This window comes from Pseudonocardia sp. D17 (assembly GCF_036984265.1).
Lineage (GTDB): Bacteria > Actinomycetota > Actinomycetes > Mycobacteriales > Pseudonocardiaceae > Pseudonocardia > Pseudonocardia benzenivorans.
Genome location: NZ_BPRG01000084.1, coordinates 30,927 through 44,929, shown reverse-complemented (window position 1 = coordinate 44,929; position 14,003 = coordinate 30,927). Strand labels below are relative to the sequence as shown.

11 protein-coding genes and 1 pseudogene are annotated in these 14,003 nt (G+C 73.6%); 5 read left to right on the top strand and 7 right to left on the bottom strand.

Going from position 1 to position 14,003, the window contains the following annotated elements:
- Nucleotides 1–51: 51 nt before the first annotated feature.
- From PSD17_RS15505 to PSD17_RS15495, 3 genes and pseudogenes are all read left to right on the top strand, one after another.
- Nucleotides 52–1,515 carry an APC family permease gene (locus PSD17_RS15505; protein ID WP_103380161.1) on the top strand — a complete coding sequence of 488 codons (1,464 nt, stop codon included), beginning with the start codon at nt 52–54 and terminating at the stop codon, nt 1,513–1,515.
- A 29-nt stretch (nt 1,516–1,544) separates the two neighbouring features.
- Entirely contained in the window at nt 1,545–3,446 is a 1,902-nt protein-coding gene (locus PSD17_RS15500; protein WP_103380160.1) for a primary-amine oxidase, read from the top strand.
- A 97-nt stretch (nt 3,447–3,543) separates the two neighbouring features.
- Nucleotides 3,544–4,052 (top strand): annotated as a pseudogene (locus PSD17_RS15495) (MSMEG_6728 family protein).
- 74 nt (nt 4,053–4,126) lie between these two features.
- On the opposite strand, the gene PSD17_RS15490 reads toward PSD17_RS15495, so the two are convergent.
- The 7 genes from PSD17_RS15490 to PSD17_RS15460 all read right to left on the bottom strand — a co-directional run bounded on the left by PSD17_RS15490 (nt 4,127) and on the right by PSD17_RS15460 (nt 11,395).
- A complete protein-coding gene (locus PSD17_RS15490; RefSeq protein ID WP_013675840.1) occupies nt 4,127–4,360 on the bottom strand; it encodes a hypothetical protein in 234 nt (77 codons plus the stop codon).
- A 156-nt stretch (nt 4,361–4,516) separates the two neighbouring features.
- Nucleotides 4,517–5,974, bottom strand: coding sequence for a UbiD family decarboxylase (locus tag PSD17_RS15485; RefSeq protein ID WP_103380158.1), 1,458 nt, complete (start codon nt 5,972–5,974; stop codon nt 4,517–4,519).
- The gene (locus tag PSD17_RS15480; protein WP_013675842.1) at nt 5,974–6,750 is read right to left on the bottom strand and encodes an alpha/beta fold hydrolase; all 777 of its coding nucleotides are present in this window, start codon (nt 6,748–6,750) and stop codon (nt 5,974–5,976) included. Before PSD17_RS15480 ends, PSD17_RS15485 begins: the two co-directional genes overlap by 1 nt.
- Nucleotides 6,747–7,232, bottom strand: a complete 486-nt coding sequence (locus PSD17_RS15475) for a (2Fe-2S)-binding protein (protein WP_013675843.1) — start codon at nt 7,230–7,232, stop codon at nt 6,747–6,749. The genes PSD17_RS15480 and PSD17_RS15475 overlap by 4 nt, the downstream gene beginning before the upstream one ends.
- The gene (locus PSD17_RS15470) at nt 7,229–9,601 is read right to left on the bottom strand and encodes a xanthine dehydrogenase family protein molybdopterin-binding subunit (RefSeq protein ID WP_013675844.1); all 2,373 of its coding nucleotides are present in this window, start codon (nt 9,599–9,601) and stop codon (nt 7,229–7,231) included. The genes PSD17_RS15475 and PSD17_RS15470 overlap by 4 nt, the downstream gene beginning before the upstream one ends.
- Nucleotides 9,558–10,478, bottom strand: a complete 921-nt coding sequence (locus PSD17_RS15465) for an FAD binding domain-containing protein (protein WP_013675845.1) — start codon at nt 10,476–10,478, stop codon at nt 9,558–9,560. The genes PSD17_RS15470 and PSD17_RS15465 overlap by 44 nt, the downstream gene beginning before the upstream one ends.
- Nucleotides 10,475–11,395 carry a CoxG family protein gene (locus tag PSD17_RS15460; RefSeq protein WP_013675846.1) on the bottom strand — a complete coding sequence of 307 codons (921 nt, stop codon included), beginning with the start codon at nt 11,393–11,395 and terminating at the stop codon, nt 10,475–10,477. The genes PSD17_RS15465 and PSD17_RS15460 overlap by 4 nt, the downstream gene beginning before the upstream one ends.
- 155 nt (nt 11,396–11,550) lie before the next feature.
- Here PSD17_RS15460 and PSD17_RS15455 point away from each other — a divergent pair, with 155 nt between their 5' ends.
- Together PSD17_RS15455 and PSD17_RS15450 are read left to right on the top strand one after the other, a co-directional pair.
- Nucleotides 11,551–12,321 carry an IclR family transcriptional regulator gene (locus PSD17_RS15455; protein WP_013675847.1) on the top strand — a complete coding sequence of 257 codons (771 nt, stop codon included), beginning with the start codon at nt 11,551–11,553 and terminating at the stop codon, nt 12,319–12,321.
- 213 nt (nt 12,322–12,534) lie between these two features.
- Complete coding sequence (locus PSD17_RS15450; RefSeq protein WP_103380155.1) at nt 12,535–13,935, top strand: MFS transporter; 1,401 nt, start codon at nt 12,535–12,537, stop codon at nt 13,933–13,935.
- Nucleotides 13,936–14,003: the final 68 nt, after the last annotated feature.

Here is a 14,003-nt window from a genome sequence, read left to right as displayed (position 1 = left end):
CACCGAAAGCGCTCCCTGCCGGGAACCACCGTGCGAAGGGAAGGTAGAGCCATCAGCACGACGGACCGGCCCGCCACCCAGCCCACCACCGACGGCCCACGCGGGCTCACCGGTTCCCTCGGGGTCGGGTCGATCGTGTTCATGGTCGTGGCCGCGGCCGCGCCGCTGACCGTCATCGCGGGCACCGTCCCGCTCGGCATCGCGGCGGGCAACGGCCCCGCCTTCCCGACGACCTTCGCGCTGTGCTGTGTGATCCTGCTGCTGTTCGCGGTCGGGTTCTGCGCGATGAGCAGGCACATCCCCAACGCGGGCGCGTTCTACGCCTACATCGCCCGTGGGCTCGGCCGCGCGACGGGCACCGGTGCGGCGTTCCTCGCCCTCGTCACCTACACCGCCGTCCAGCTCGCCGTGTACGGCTACATCGGGGCGGTCGTCGACGGGCTCGTGCAGCACTACGGCGGACCCGCGCTGCCGTGGTGGCTGTGGTCGATCGTCGCGCTCGGCGTCGTCGCGGTCCTGGGCTACCGGCACATCGAGCTGTCCAGCCGGGTGCTCGGCACGCTCCTCGTCGCCGAGGTGGCGATCGTGCTGGTGCTCGATCTCGTCGTCATCGGCCGTGGCGGCGGCTCCGCCGAAGGGCTCTCGACGGCGCTGGTCCAGCCGTCGCAGGTGGTGTCCGGGTCGCTCGGCATCGCGATCATGTTCGCGATCGCGTCGTTCATCGGGTTCGAGGCGACCGCCGTCTTCCGCGACGAGGCCCGCGACCCGAACCGCACCATCCCGCGTGCGACCTACCTCGCCCTCGTCGTGATCGGCGTGTTCTACACGCTCTCGAGCTGGTCGGTCGTCTCGGCGTGGGGCGACACGGCAGCCGTCGAGCAGGCCACCGCCGACCCGGGGAACATGATCATCACGACGATCACGAACGTGCTCGGCCCGGTCGGCGGCGACGTCGCCCAGGTGCTGCTGTGCACGAGCCTGTTCGCCGCGCTGCTCTCCTTCCACAACGTGCTGGCCCGCTACCTGTTCTCCCTCGGCGGGTCCGGCGCGCTGCCCGCGGCCTGCGGGCGCAGCCATCCCCGGCACGCGTCGCCGCACGTCGCGTCGCTGACCCAGACGCTGACGGCGCTGGTCTTCGTCGTGGTCTTCGCGATCGCCGGGATGGACCCGGTGACGCAGGTCTTCGCCTGGATGGCCGGTACCGCGACGCTGGGTGTGCTGGCGCTGATGGCGCTGACCTGCGCCGCCGTCATCGTCTTCTTCCGCCGGGAGCGCCTCGACACCCGGCTGTGGCAGACCGTGGTCGCGCCGGTGCTCGGGCTCGCCGGGCTGCTGGTGTGCCTGTGGCTCACCGTCTCGAACTTCCCCACCCTCATCGGCGGCTCGGCGGGGCTCGCCGCGGGCATCGGCGCGATCCTCGTGCTGGCGTTCGTGTTCGGGCTGTTCTGGTCCCGCCGCCGACCCGCCACACCGCCCGAACCGACCGCCCCCGCGCCGGCCGCCGACGCCGCCTGACACCGATTCTCGCCAGGGAAGGATCCGCCATGACCCTCGCCGAGTCCCGCACGAGCTCCGGCACCGCCCACCCGCTGGCCATGACCTCCGCCGCCGAGGTGGACACGGTGCGCGAGGTGCTCACCGAGGCCGGGCTGCTGACCGAGCACGTCCGCTACGCGTTCTTCGCCCCGGAGGAGCCGCCCAAGTCCGAGGTGCTCGCCGGTGACGAGTGCGACCGCCGGTTCCGGGCCGTCCTGCTCGACCTCGCCACCGGCCGCTCCTGGGACACCGTCGTCTCGACGCAGACCCGCAGCGTCGTCTCGCAGCGCGAGCTGGACCCGCCCCGCGACGGCCAGCCCCCGATCATCGACACCGAGTTCGAGATGATCGAGGACATCCTCAACGCCGACGCCGGGTGGCTCGGCGCGCTGCGCGAACGCGGCATCGACCCCGCGTCGGTGCGCGCCGTGCCGCTCTCGGCCGGGGTCTACGACTATCCCGACGAGGTCGGGCGGCGCATCGTGCGCGCGTTCGGCTTCCGCCAGGACCACGAGCGCGACCACCCGTGGGCGCACCCGATCGACGGGCTCGTCGCCTACGTCGACCTCACCCGCCGCACCGTCGACCGGATCGTCGACGAGGCGCCGCACCCGGTGCCCGCGACGTCGGGCAACTTCGACGACCCGCAGGTCCAGGGCCCGCCGCTGGACTCGCTCAAGCCGATCGAGATCACCCAGCCGCACGGCCGCTCCTTCACCGTGGAGGACGGGCACGTCCGCTGGGGCAAGTGGGACCTGCGGATCGGGTTCAACGAGCGCGAGGGCCTCACGCTGCACCAGATCGCGTTCGACGACCGGCCGATCTGCTACCGCGCGTCCGTCGCGGAGATGGTCGTGCCCTACGCCGACCCCGCACCGGTCCGCTTCTGGCAGAACTACTTCGACTGCGGCGAGTACATGTTCGCCCGCTACGCCGACTCGCTGCAGCTTGGCTGCGACTGCCTCGGCGACATCCTCTACACCGACGTCGTCGTCGCCGACGACCTCGGCAACCCGCGCACGATCAGCAACGCGATCTGCATGCACGAGGAGGACTACGGCGTCCTCTGGAAGCACACGGACATGTTCACCGGGTCCCGCGAGACCCGCCGCCAGCGCCGGCTCGTCATCTCGTTCTTCACCCCGATCGGCAACTACGACTACGGCTTCTACTGGTACCTCTACCTCGACGGCACCATCGAGCTCGAGTGCAAGGCGACCGGGATCGTGTTCACCTCCGGTACCCCGGGGGAGTACGCGACGGAGATCGCGCCCGGCCTCGGCGCCCCGTTCCACCAGCACCTGTTCTCCGCGCGGCTGGACATGACCGTCGACGGCGCGCGCAACGCCGTCGACGAGGTCGAGGCGGCGCGGGTGCCGATGGGCGAGGGCAACCCGTACGGCAACGCGTTCCGCCGCAAGGTGACCCGGCTGTCCCGCGAGTCCGACGCCCAGCGCGATGCCGACGCCGCGTCGGCGCGGGTGTGGCACATCGTCAACCCGGAGAAGCACAACGCGCTGGGCCAGCCGGTCGGGTACGTGCTGCACCCGACCGGTCAGCCCACCCTGCTCGCCGACGACGCGTCGTCGATCGCCTCGCGGGCCGCGTTCTCGACGAAGGCGCTGTGGGTCACCGCGTACGACCCGGCCGAGCGCTACTCCGCGGGCGACTTCGTCAACCAGAACCCCGGCGGCGCGGGCCTGCCGGCCTGGGTGCAGGCCGACCGCCCGGTCGACGGCGAGGACATCGTCGTGTGGCACACCTTCGGGCTCACGCACTTCCCGCGCCCGGAGGACTGGCCGGTCATGCCGGTCGACTACACCGGGTTCGTGCTCAAGCCCGCGGGGTTCTTCGACCGCAACCCGGCACTCGACGTCCCGCCGACGGTGTCGGACCACTGCAGCAGCTGAGTCGTGAGTGGCGATGGTCGCCACAGCAGGTCGCCATGGCGACCATCGCCACTCACGGGGTGTCGAGGCCAGGCCGACGGGGTAGGTCTGCCTCGTCATGCAGACGTTCCTGCCCTGTGCCGACTTCGCCGCCACGGCCGCGGTCCTCGACCCGCGCCGGCTGGGCAAGCAGCGCGTCGAGGCGCTGCAGGTGCTGCGCGCGTTGACCCGCAGCGGCTACGGCTGGCGGCACCATCCGGCGGTGCGGATGTGGCGGGGGCATGCGCAGGCCGTGGCGGCATACGGCCTCGCGATCTGCACGGAGTGGACCGCCCGCGGCCGGGCCGACACGTGCGCGGCCACGATCGCGCTCGACCTGCCGCCGCGGGCGAGGCCCCACCGCGCACGCAGGCCGAGCTCGCCGCGCTGGGCCTGCTGCCGCCGTGGCTCGGCGACGAGCGGGTGCACCGCAGCCACCGGCGGGCGCTGCTCGCGAAGGACCCCGACCACTACGGCCCGCTGTTCCCCGACGACGAGCCCGCCGCGGAGTACTACTGGCCCCCGGACCCGACCGCCTCACCCCGGGCGCAACCCCAGGGTCGCCCGGCGGCGCCACGGCGACGGTGAGGTTGCGGCCGACCCCTGGGGCGCAACCTCACGGTCGCGCGCGTGCCCCGCGGCGACGGTGAGGTTGCGTCGGGTCAGCCGGCCTCGGCGAGCCCCGCCGCCTCGACCATCGCCCGCGCGACCACCGGGCGCAGGGACTCCGGCACCGGCTGGTGCGAGATCCGCAGGTGGGCGACCGCGCGGCGCAGCGCGGCCACCTCGTGCTGCAGGTGCTCGATCACGGCACGATCGGCGGCGGCGCGCTCGGTCTCGACCTCGCCCGTGATGCGCGACAGTTCGTCGACCAGCGGGCGCAGGGTTCCGTCCACGTCGACACCTCTCCCTCGGCGACCGTCCGGTCACGCTATCGACGCGGTGGCCCCGGCCGACATGTGTCGCGGCCCAACGCCTCCGGAGCCCGGTTGGTGCCCCGGAACAACCACGCCGGGGCCACCGACCGGGACGACGCCGGCGGGGGCGGTGCCTCAGACGAGTGCCGCCGCCCAGCGCCGCCGCACCGCGGCGAGCTCGGCGGGATCACTCTGCGCGACGCGCGGGAAGTCCTCCCGGCGCTCCCACGGGATCGTCGCGTCGATGATCGCGCGGCTGTTGTAGGCCGTCTCGCCCTCGGGGAGCATCGGGTCGAGCTTGCTCCCCCAGCCCTGCCGCATGACCTCGATGTCGCGGGCCGGGTCGCTGCGCGTCGACATCGCCCAGATGACCTGGTCGAGATCGGCGACGTCGATGTCGTCGTCGACGACCACGACGTAGCGGTTCATGTACGCGGCCGCCGGGCACTGCGCGGCGAGGTGCGCGACCTGGCGGGCGTGCCCGGGGTGGCGCTGCGAGATCGACACCGCGACGAACAGCCGGCCGCCACCGGACTCGTGCGCCCACGCCTTGGTGACGCCCGCGACGCCCATCGAGACCAGCTCGTCGTGGATCATCGCGGACTTCATGACGGTGCGCATGTAGGAGTAGTCGTGCGGCGGCTTCCCGGGCGGGGCGCCGAGCAGGATCGGGTCGTCACGGTGGTAGAGCCGCGTGATCCGCAGATTCAGGCACGGCCGCCGGCGCCCGGAGTAGTAGCCGGTCCACTCCCCGAAGGGTCCCTCGTCGCGCAGGTCGTCGGCGGTCAGCCAGCCCTCGACCGCGATCTCGGCGCCCGCCGGTACCGGCAGCCCGGTGTCGGGCATCGTCACGACCGGCACCCGCTCGCCCGCGACGGCCCCCGCGTACTCCAGCTCCGAGACCCCGCGCGGCACCTCGGTGCCGCCCAGGACGAGCAGCAGCGGGTCGTGCCCGAACGAGACCGCGACGGGCGCCCGTCCCTCCTTCGCCAGCCACGCCGCGATGTTCTGGGCGCCGTGCTTGCCGGGCACCGCCGCGATCGTCGTCGAGCGGCCCTCGTCCTGGACCTCCATCCGGTAGCAGCCGCCGTTGTGCGTGCCGGTCTCCGGATCGCTGGTGACGACGAAGCACCCCGTCCCGACGAAGCGGCCGCCGTCGTGGGAGTGCCAGCGCGGCACCGGGAACGCGAGCAGGTCGACGTCGTCGCCGGTCCGTTCGTTCGCGAGCAGCGGGGCGTCGCCGACCGGCAGCACGGGGAAGTCGCGCGCGCGGGCGGCCCACTGTGACGGCTTGGCGCGCAACGCGTCCACGACGCCCTCGTCGTCGAGCGGCGCGCCGTCGGGACGCGTGCCCAACCGCAGGGTCCGGGCCAGCCGCGCGGCCGAGCCCGTCGAGCCGGTCAGGACCCGCAGACCGGCCCGGTAGCCGGTGACCTCGTCGAACAGCACGGCGGGTGGGTGCGCCATCCCGTAGCTGACCTCGGCGATGGCGCCGAGCTCCAGGTCCCAGTGGGCGCCACGGACGTGCCGCAGCTCCCCCAGCTTCTCGATCTCCTCGATGTGGGTGCGCAGGCTGAGCAGCGGCTCGGACATCAGGAGTCCAGGTGCTTCTCGATCGACGGCCAGACGTCGGGTCGCTGGATGAGGCTCAGGTGCCGGGTGGCGGTGAGCACCTCCAGGTGGGCGTCCGGGATGCCCGTGGCGAGCTGCTCGGCCATCGTGGGCGGGGTGGCGTAGTCCTCGTCGCCGACCAGCACGAGTGTCGGCGCGGTGATCGTCCCCAGGCCCCCGGCGGCGTCGACCGTGCCGAGGGCGTGGCACGCCGCGGCATGCGCCGCCGAGTCGGTCGCGACGAAGATGTCGCAGACCCGTCGGACCTCGTCGGGCCGCGACTGCACGAACGACGGGCTGAACCAGCGGTCGATCTGGAAGTCGACCTGCTTCTCGCGCGGGACGTTCACGGCCTTCTCGGCCCGTTCGGCCCAGGAGGCGACGCGGTCGGGGCCGTAGTCGGCGGTGGCGTCGGCGAGCACGAGCCGCGACACGAGATCGGGCCTGCGCTCGGCGAGCAGCACGGCGGTGCTGCCGCCCATCGACATCCCGATGACATCGGCCGGGCCGCCGACGACGGTCTCGATCAGGGCGGCGACGTCGTCGGCCAGGTCCTCGCCGGTGAACGGCCTGCCGTCCCAGTCCGACCCGCCGTGCCCGCGCGCGTCGGGGGTGAGGACGCGCCGGCGCGCGGCCCAGTCGGCGGCGAGGGGGTCGAACAGCCTGCCCGACAGCGCGAGCGCGTGCAGCAGGACGACGGGCCGGCCCTCGCCGACGTCCCCGACCTCGATCGTGCCCCGGGCGGTGGTGACCTTCACGCGGACTCCTTCTCGGTGTGGGCCGCCTCCCGGCGGCGCCGGGCGGCGTTCACGCACGCGGTACGGATCTCGAGGTAGGTGCCGCAGCGGCAGATGTTGCCCTCGAGGTGGGCGTCGATCTCGGCCTCGCCCGCGTCGGGGTTCTCGGCGAGCAGCTCGTGGGTCATCAGCACGAACCCCGGGATGCAGTAGCCGCACTGCATCGCGCGGGCGGCGACGAACTCCTCGACGACGTCGTCGTCGGCCGGCAGGCCGTCGGCCGTGGTGAGCGCGGCGCCGTCGTAGCGGACGGCGCGCGCGAGGCAGCTCGACACGCTGTGGCCGTCCGCGAGGACGGTGCACGCCCCGCAGGCGCCGACGCCGCAGCCCTCGCGGACGCTGGTGTGCCCGAGGCCGCGCAGCACGTCGAGCAGCAGGTCGTCGTCGTCGACGGGCACCGCGCGGCGCTCGCCGTTGACCAGCAGGGTGATCTCGGTACTCACGATGGCTCCTCCTGGGCGGCGAGCGCGTCGAGAATGCGCTCGGACGTCAGCGGCAACCGGGTGAACCGGATGCCGATCGCGTCGCGCACGGCGTTGGCGATGGCCGGGGCGAGCGGGATGATCGTCGTCTCGCCGACGCCCTTGGCGCCGTACGGGCCGGTGCGGTGCGGGTTCTCGACGACGATCGGGGTGATCCGGTCGGGGACGTCGTGGATCGACGGCAGCTGGTAGTCGAGCAGTGTCCCGTTGACGATCTGGCCCTCGTCGAACACGAGCTGGTCGAACAGCGCGTGCCCGACGCCCATGATCGCCGCCCCGGTGAGCTGCTGCTCCACCAGCGCCGGGTTGATCGCGCGGCCGACGTCGCCCGCGATCGCGAGGTGCTCGACGTGCACCCGGCCCGTCGCGGTGTCGACGGTGAGCTGCGCGGCCGCGGCACCGGCGAACCAGTGCTCGGTGACCTGCGGCGAGCGCCCGGTCCGTTTGTCGTACGGCTGCCAGGTCGTCCGGAAGTCGGCCTCGGTGGTCAGCGTCGTGCCCCGGGCCCCGAAGTGCGCGTGCAGCAGCTCGGGGATCGACGCCTTCTGCTGGGTCTGGGTGCTGACCAGACCGTCGCCGGTGATCTTGACGTCGGTCGCGGCGACCCCGAAGCGCGCCGCCGCGATCTCGATCAGCTTGTCGCGCATGGCCTCCGCGGCGCGCCGCACGGCGTTGCCGGAGTGGTAGGTCGAGCGGCTGCCCGCGGTGATCGTGTCGTAGGGCGTCACGTCGGTGTCGGCGGCGACGACGCGGACCGCCCCCTCGGGCAGGCACAGCGGCTCGGCCGCGATCTGGGCCATGATCGTGTCGCTGCCCTGACCCATGTCGACGGTGCTGATCAGCAGCGTCGCCGAGCCGTCCTGGTTGAGCTGCAGCACGGCGTTGGAGATGGTGGGGGTGAGCACCGCCTTGATCCCGACGGCCACACCGCGCCCGCGCCGGTACCGCCCGGTCGGGCGCTCCAGCGGCGACTCCCAGTCGAGGGCCGCGGTCACCGCGTCGAGACAGCCGACGAAGTCCGCCGAGTGCATCGGGGTGCCGACGACCGACACGTCGCCCTCGCGCAGCAGGTTCCGGCGCCGGAACGCGGCCGGGTCCTCGCCGCGGGCGCGGGCCAGCTCGTCGACCAGCGACTCGTGCGACCACGTCACCTGCGGGACGCCGAACCCGCGGAACGGGCCTGCCGACGGCTTGTTGGTGTAGACGCAGCGCGACCGCACGTGGGCCTGCGCGATCCGGTACGGCCCCGAGGCGACCATGCCGGACTTCGCGGTGATCCGCGGCCCGACGTCGGCGTAGGCGCCGGTGTCGTAGCGGACGTCGGCGTCGGCGGCGACGATGTTGCCGTCGGCGTCGGCGGTCATCGAGCCGGTGACGGCGGCGCCGTGGCGCGTCGTGAGCAGGAAGGCCTCCTCGCGCGACACCGCGATCCGCACGGCGGTGCGCCGGGTCCACGCGAGCGCCGCGGCGAGCGGCTCGAGCCGGTCGTACATCTTCGCGCCGAAGCTCCCGCCCAGCGGCGCGGTGCGCACCCGCACCGACGCCAGCGGCAGGCCGAGCAGGTCGGCCACCGACTGCCGCACGTACGACGGCGTCTGCGTCGTCGAGAGGATCTCCAGCCGGTCCCCGTCGCGCCACGCCGCGGTGAAGGGGAGCTCGATCGGGACGTGGTGGGTCGGCGGGCACCAGAACTCGTCGGAGACGGTGACCGAGCCCGGCGGCGGCTCGACCGGGTCGCCGTGGCGCAGCACGTACTCGTAGTTGACGTTCGTGTCGCGGATGCCGCGCAGGTGCGCCAGGTCGCCGAAGACGACCGAGGGCCGCAGCTCGTCGTGCACGAACGGCGCCCCGCGGACCGCGGCGTCCACGTCGTGCACCGGGTCGAGCTCGCGGTAGTCGACCGCGACCTCCTCCGCACCGGCGCGCGCGGCGGCGCGGCCGCGGGCGATCACGGCCGCGACCGGCTCGCCGACGTAGCGGACCTTGCCGACGGCCAGGCACGGCTGGTCGGCGAACGCGGGCCCGGTGAAGATCGCGTCGCCGAGCAGGGCGTGCAGGTCGGCGCCGGTGACGACGTCGACGACGCCGTCGACGGCCTTCGCGCGCGCGGCGTCGACGCCGAGGATCTCGGCGTGCGGGCGGGTGCTGCGGGTCACGACGACGTCCAGGCACGGGCGCAGCGCCTCGTCGGCGGCGTGCTGCAGCTCGCCGCGGACCTTGGACCGGGCGGCGACCCGGCCCCAGCTCTCCCCGACGGCGCGTCCTTCGAACGCGGCGGATCCGCGGTCAGCGACGCCGGCGGAGACGGCGGAACGGGAGTCGATGGTCATCGGAGGCCTCCTCTCGTGGCTCTCGCGGGATGTCGCGCGGGGTGTCGGTCCAGGCGGCGCGCACGGCGTCGGCGACCGCGACCCGGCCGAGCCTGCGCTTGTGCCCGACACCGCCGCGCACGTCGGGCAGCGGGTCGATCAGCGGTTCGACGGCCGCCAGCGCGGCGTCGACGGCGTCGTCGTCGGACCCGGTCGCCGCGACGGTGACCGCCACGTACACCGGGGTCGGGGCGAGCGCGCCGAGGCCGATCCGGATCTCACGGGTCACGTCGTCGGCGGCGGTCACGAGCACGGCCGCCGAGGCGACCGGCCAGTCGTTGGCCGCGAGGCTCGACAGCTTGCTGAACGCCGCGCCGCCCCGCGGCTGCGTCGGGACGTCCAGCGCGGTGACCAGCTCACCGCGGCCCACCGCGGTCTCCTGGAACCCGGTGAAGAACTCCCGGATCGGGACGTGGCGCACCCCCGCCGCCGACGACAGCTCCACCCGCGCGTCGAGCACGAGCAGCGCCGTCGGCGGGTCGAGTCGGTAGTCGCCGTGGGCGATGTTGCCTCCGACGCTCGCGGTGTTGCGCACCCGCGGGTTGGCGACGCGGCCGTAGACCTGGGCCAGCAGCGGCGCGCGGTCGTGCACCAGCGGATCGGTCTCCATGCGCCGCAACGTGACCATGGTTCCCGCGCGCAGCCCGCCCGGCGTCGCGACGAGGTCGGCGAGCCCGGGCACGGCGGCGATGTCGACGAGGTCGGTGGCGGCGAGCACACCCTGCTTCAGCAGGATCTGCACGGCCGTCCCGCCGCCGAAGACCATCGGGTCGTCCGTGCCGGCGAGCAGGTCGAGCACGGCACCGAGGTCGCGGGGCCGGTGCAGGGCGGCGGTCATCGGGCAGCTCCTTCGCGGGCCGCGCGGCGGTGGTCGAGGAACCGGGTGCCACGGGCGACGAGCCGGCTCGCGGCACGCTCGGCGACGCGACCGGCGATCTCGGCCACCACCGCTCGGCCGCGCGCCGCGACCTCGGCGGCACGATCACGGACGGCGGCCCCGACGCCGGCGCGACGCGCCGTCCGCCCGGCCGGGCCCGAGGGCATCGGGACGATCTCGGGGACCGGCGTCACCGGGCGGTTCCGCGAGGCGAGGACGGTGACCGCTCCGGCCGCGCCGCCCACGACCGCGGCCGCGGGCCGTGGCAGCACCGGCGCCGCAGGCCGGACGGGGACCGCAGCGGGGGGCGTCAGGGGCGTCGGCAGGGGCGTCCGGAGGGGCACCGCCCCTGCGGCGGCGCCGCTGCCGGCGCCCCTGACGCGGACCTCCGGGTTGTCCGGGCCGGGTGGCCCGGCCGCGCAGACCGCGGTGAAGCGTTCGACGAACTGGCGCTCCACCTCCCGGCTGCGCCGCCCGACGATCGACTCGCCGAGCCTGCCGAGCTTGCCCCACAACGCGATGTCGAGGTCCCAGTCGACCTCGGACGCCGCGGCGTCGGCCGCGTCGGGCCGCACACCCAGCCGGGCGTCGACCTTGATCGAGCTGCCGAGCCGGCGGTCCTCGCCGCGCAGGACCGCCCGCACCTGCGCGGGCGCGCCGTCGGTGGCCTCGGCGGCCTCGGTGACGTCGGCGGTGAACCCGGCGCTGAACCGGACGTGCGCGATCTCGTTGACCAGTCGGCCGCGGTAGTGGGCGGGATCGGGCCGTTCGAGCTCCTCGCACCCCGGGACGCAGACCCGCATGGAGTCCGGGTCGAGGAAGTGCGCGAACACCTGAGCGGGCGGTGCGGGTATCCGGAACGACGAGGTGAGCTTCATATGACCACCAGAGAGGACTAGTTATCTCGCAGAGAGGACACTAACACCCGGGAGTGTCCCGTCAACCGACGCCGGACACCGTGATCCGCGGCGGCGCTACCGTGTGCGGCGAAACGGCGGCCCCGCACACCGGCGCTGCAGGCAAGGGGGAGCACATGGCCAGCGACGTACCGGCGGTGCTGAACGCGGTCCGGCTCCTGGAGCGGATCGCGCGGGAATGGCCCGACCCGGTCCCGACCGGGACGCTGATCGAGGAGCTCGGCCTCAACCGCAGTACCTGCTACAACATCCTCGGCACGCTCCAGCGCGCCGGCTGGGCGGCGACCCGTGGCGACCGGGCGGGCTGGTGGCTGGGCCCGCGGCTGCTCGCCGTCGCCGCGTCGACGCCGGACTGGGTGGGCGAGATCGTCGGCCAGGAGCTCGACGACCTCAGCCGCCGCCTGGGCTTCCTCGTGTTCGCCCTGCGCAGGCACGGCCCGTCGGACTACGCCGTCGTCGCGAAGGCCGACCGCGGCCAGGGCGTGCGGATGACCGTCGGCGTCGGCGACACGTTCCCGTTCTCCGCACCGGCGATCATGCGCGCCTTCCACGCGTGGTCCGACCCCGACGAGGTCGACCGGCTGATCGACAAGCACGGTCTGACGGCGTTCACCGCCGAGACGAAGGTCGAGCGCGCCGCCCTGCGCGCCGAGCTCGCCGCCACCCGCGAGCGCGGCTACGCGGTGAGCCTGCGGGAGTACGAGCCGGGCCAGGCGGGGGTCTCCGCGCCGGTCTTCGACGCGGCGGGCCGGGTCTCGATGGCGCTGTGCTCGCTCGCCTTCTCCTCCGAGCTCGACGAGCGCAACGTCGGCAATACCGGCGAGCTCGTCCGCGCGTGCGGCGTCCGCATCACCGAACGCACCGGCGGGACACTCCCGGTCCGCTGATTCGGCGGCTCTCCCCACACGGATCCGAATCTGAGCGGATCCGCGGCACACCGCTTGACGCCTCCCGTCGTCCGCCCTAGCGTTTCGCGCTGCACATGATGTCCTGTGGACAGGACATCGAGTCCTATAGGCAGAGTGGCCCAGCGGCGGTCACCATCCCCGGCCGGCTAGTGCCGACCGCCGCGCCCCCGGGCGCCCGGAAGAGGAGCACCGGTGCAGGACGACACCACCACGACAGCGGCCGGCGACGCGGCCGCCACCCCCCGGACGGCCGCCCCGGCCGCCGGCGCACCACCGGAGACCGACGGGTCCCGTCGCTGGTACCAGGACCTCGACCGGTCCCAGTGGCGATCGCTCGCCGCGGCGAACCTCGGCTGGCTCTTCGACGGCTTCGAGACCTACGCGCTCATCCTCACGGCGGGGGTGGTGCTGCGCCGGCTCGACCCCGCCGCGCCGCCGAGCCAGATCGCGTTCCTCACCGGCGCGACCATCGCCGTCACGCTCCTGGGCTGGGGCATGGGCGGCATCCTGGGCGGGGTCTTCGCCGACTACTTCGGCCGCCGCCGCGCGCTGCTGACCTCGATGGTCCTCTACGCCGCGTTCACCGGGCTGTCCGCGCTGTCCTGGTCCTGGACGGCGTTCCTCGTGCTGCGCTTCGTCACCGGCTTCGCGCTCGGCTCGGAGTGGGGCACCGGCACGTCGCTCGTCGCCGAGATGTGGCCCGCGAAGGCACGCGCCAAGGCGGCCGGGTTCATGCAGTGCGGCCTCGGCCTCGGGTTCTTCATCGCCTCGGCGGTCTGGTACTTCGTCGCGCCCATCGGCCCGGACTCCTGGCGGATCATGTTCGCGATCGGCGTGCTGCCCGCCCTCTTCGCGCTCTGGCTGCGCCGCAAGGTCCCCGAGTCGCAGAACTGGAGCAGCGCGGCCGCGCGGCGCAAGGCCCTCAAGGCCCGCGCCGCCACCGATCTCACCGAGAGCGAGCGCTCGTTCACGCGGCTGACCCTGCGGCAGATCATGGCCGACCCGCGGCTGCGCAAGCTGACGATCCTCGGGTCGCTCATGTCGCTGGTGACGACGCTCGCGTGGTGGGGCATCTCGACGTGGGTACCGCTCTACGTCTCCGGTGTCGCCGCAGGCCAGGGGCACTCCGCGTCGGCCTGGGCGAGCGGCGCGGGAATGATCTACAACGCCGGCGCGATCCTCGGCTACGTCGCCTTCGGCTTCCTCGCCGACCGGTTCGGTCGCAAGCCGACGGTGCTGCTCTACTTCGCCGCCTCGCTGGTCCTCACGCCCGTACTGTTCCTGTGGACCCACAGCATCGGCCTGGTCGTCGTCGTGCTGATCGTCAACGGCTTCTTCACGCTGGGCCAGTACACCTGGATGCCGGTGTGGCTGCCCGAGTTCTACCCGACCCACCTGCGCGCCACCGGCGCCGCGTTCGTCTTCAACGCCGCGCGGTTCATCGCGTTCCTCGGGCCACTGCTGTCCGGCTGGATCATCTCCCAGCTCGGTGGCTACGGGATCGCCGCGACCGTCGTCGGCTGCATCTACGTGCTGGGCATCATCGTCGCGCCCTTCTGCCCGGAGACCCGAGGCCGTCCGCTCCCCGAGTGACCCGGTCTCCGGCCCTCCTCCTCGGGCGCGCCGGCCCCGGCGCGCCCGGGGAGACCGGGAACCGCTCC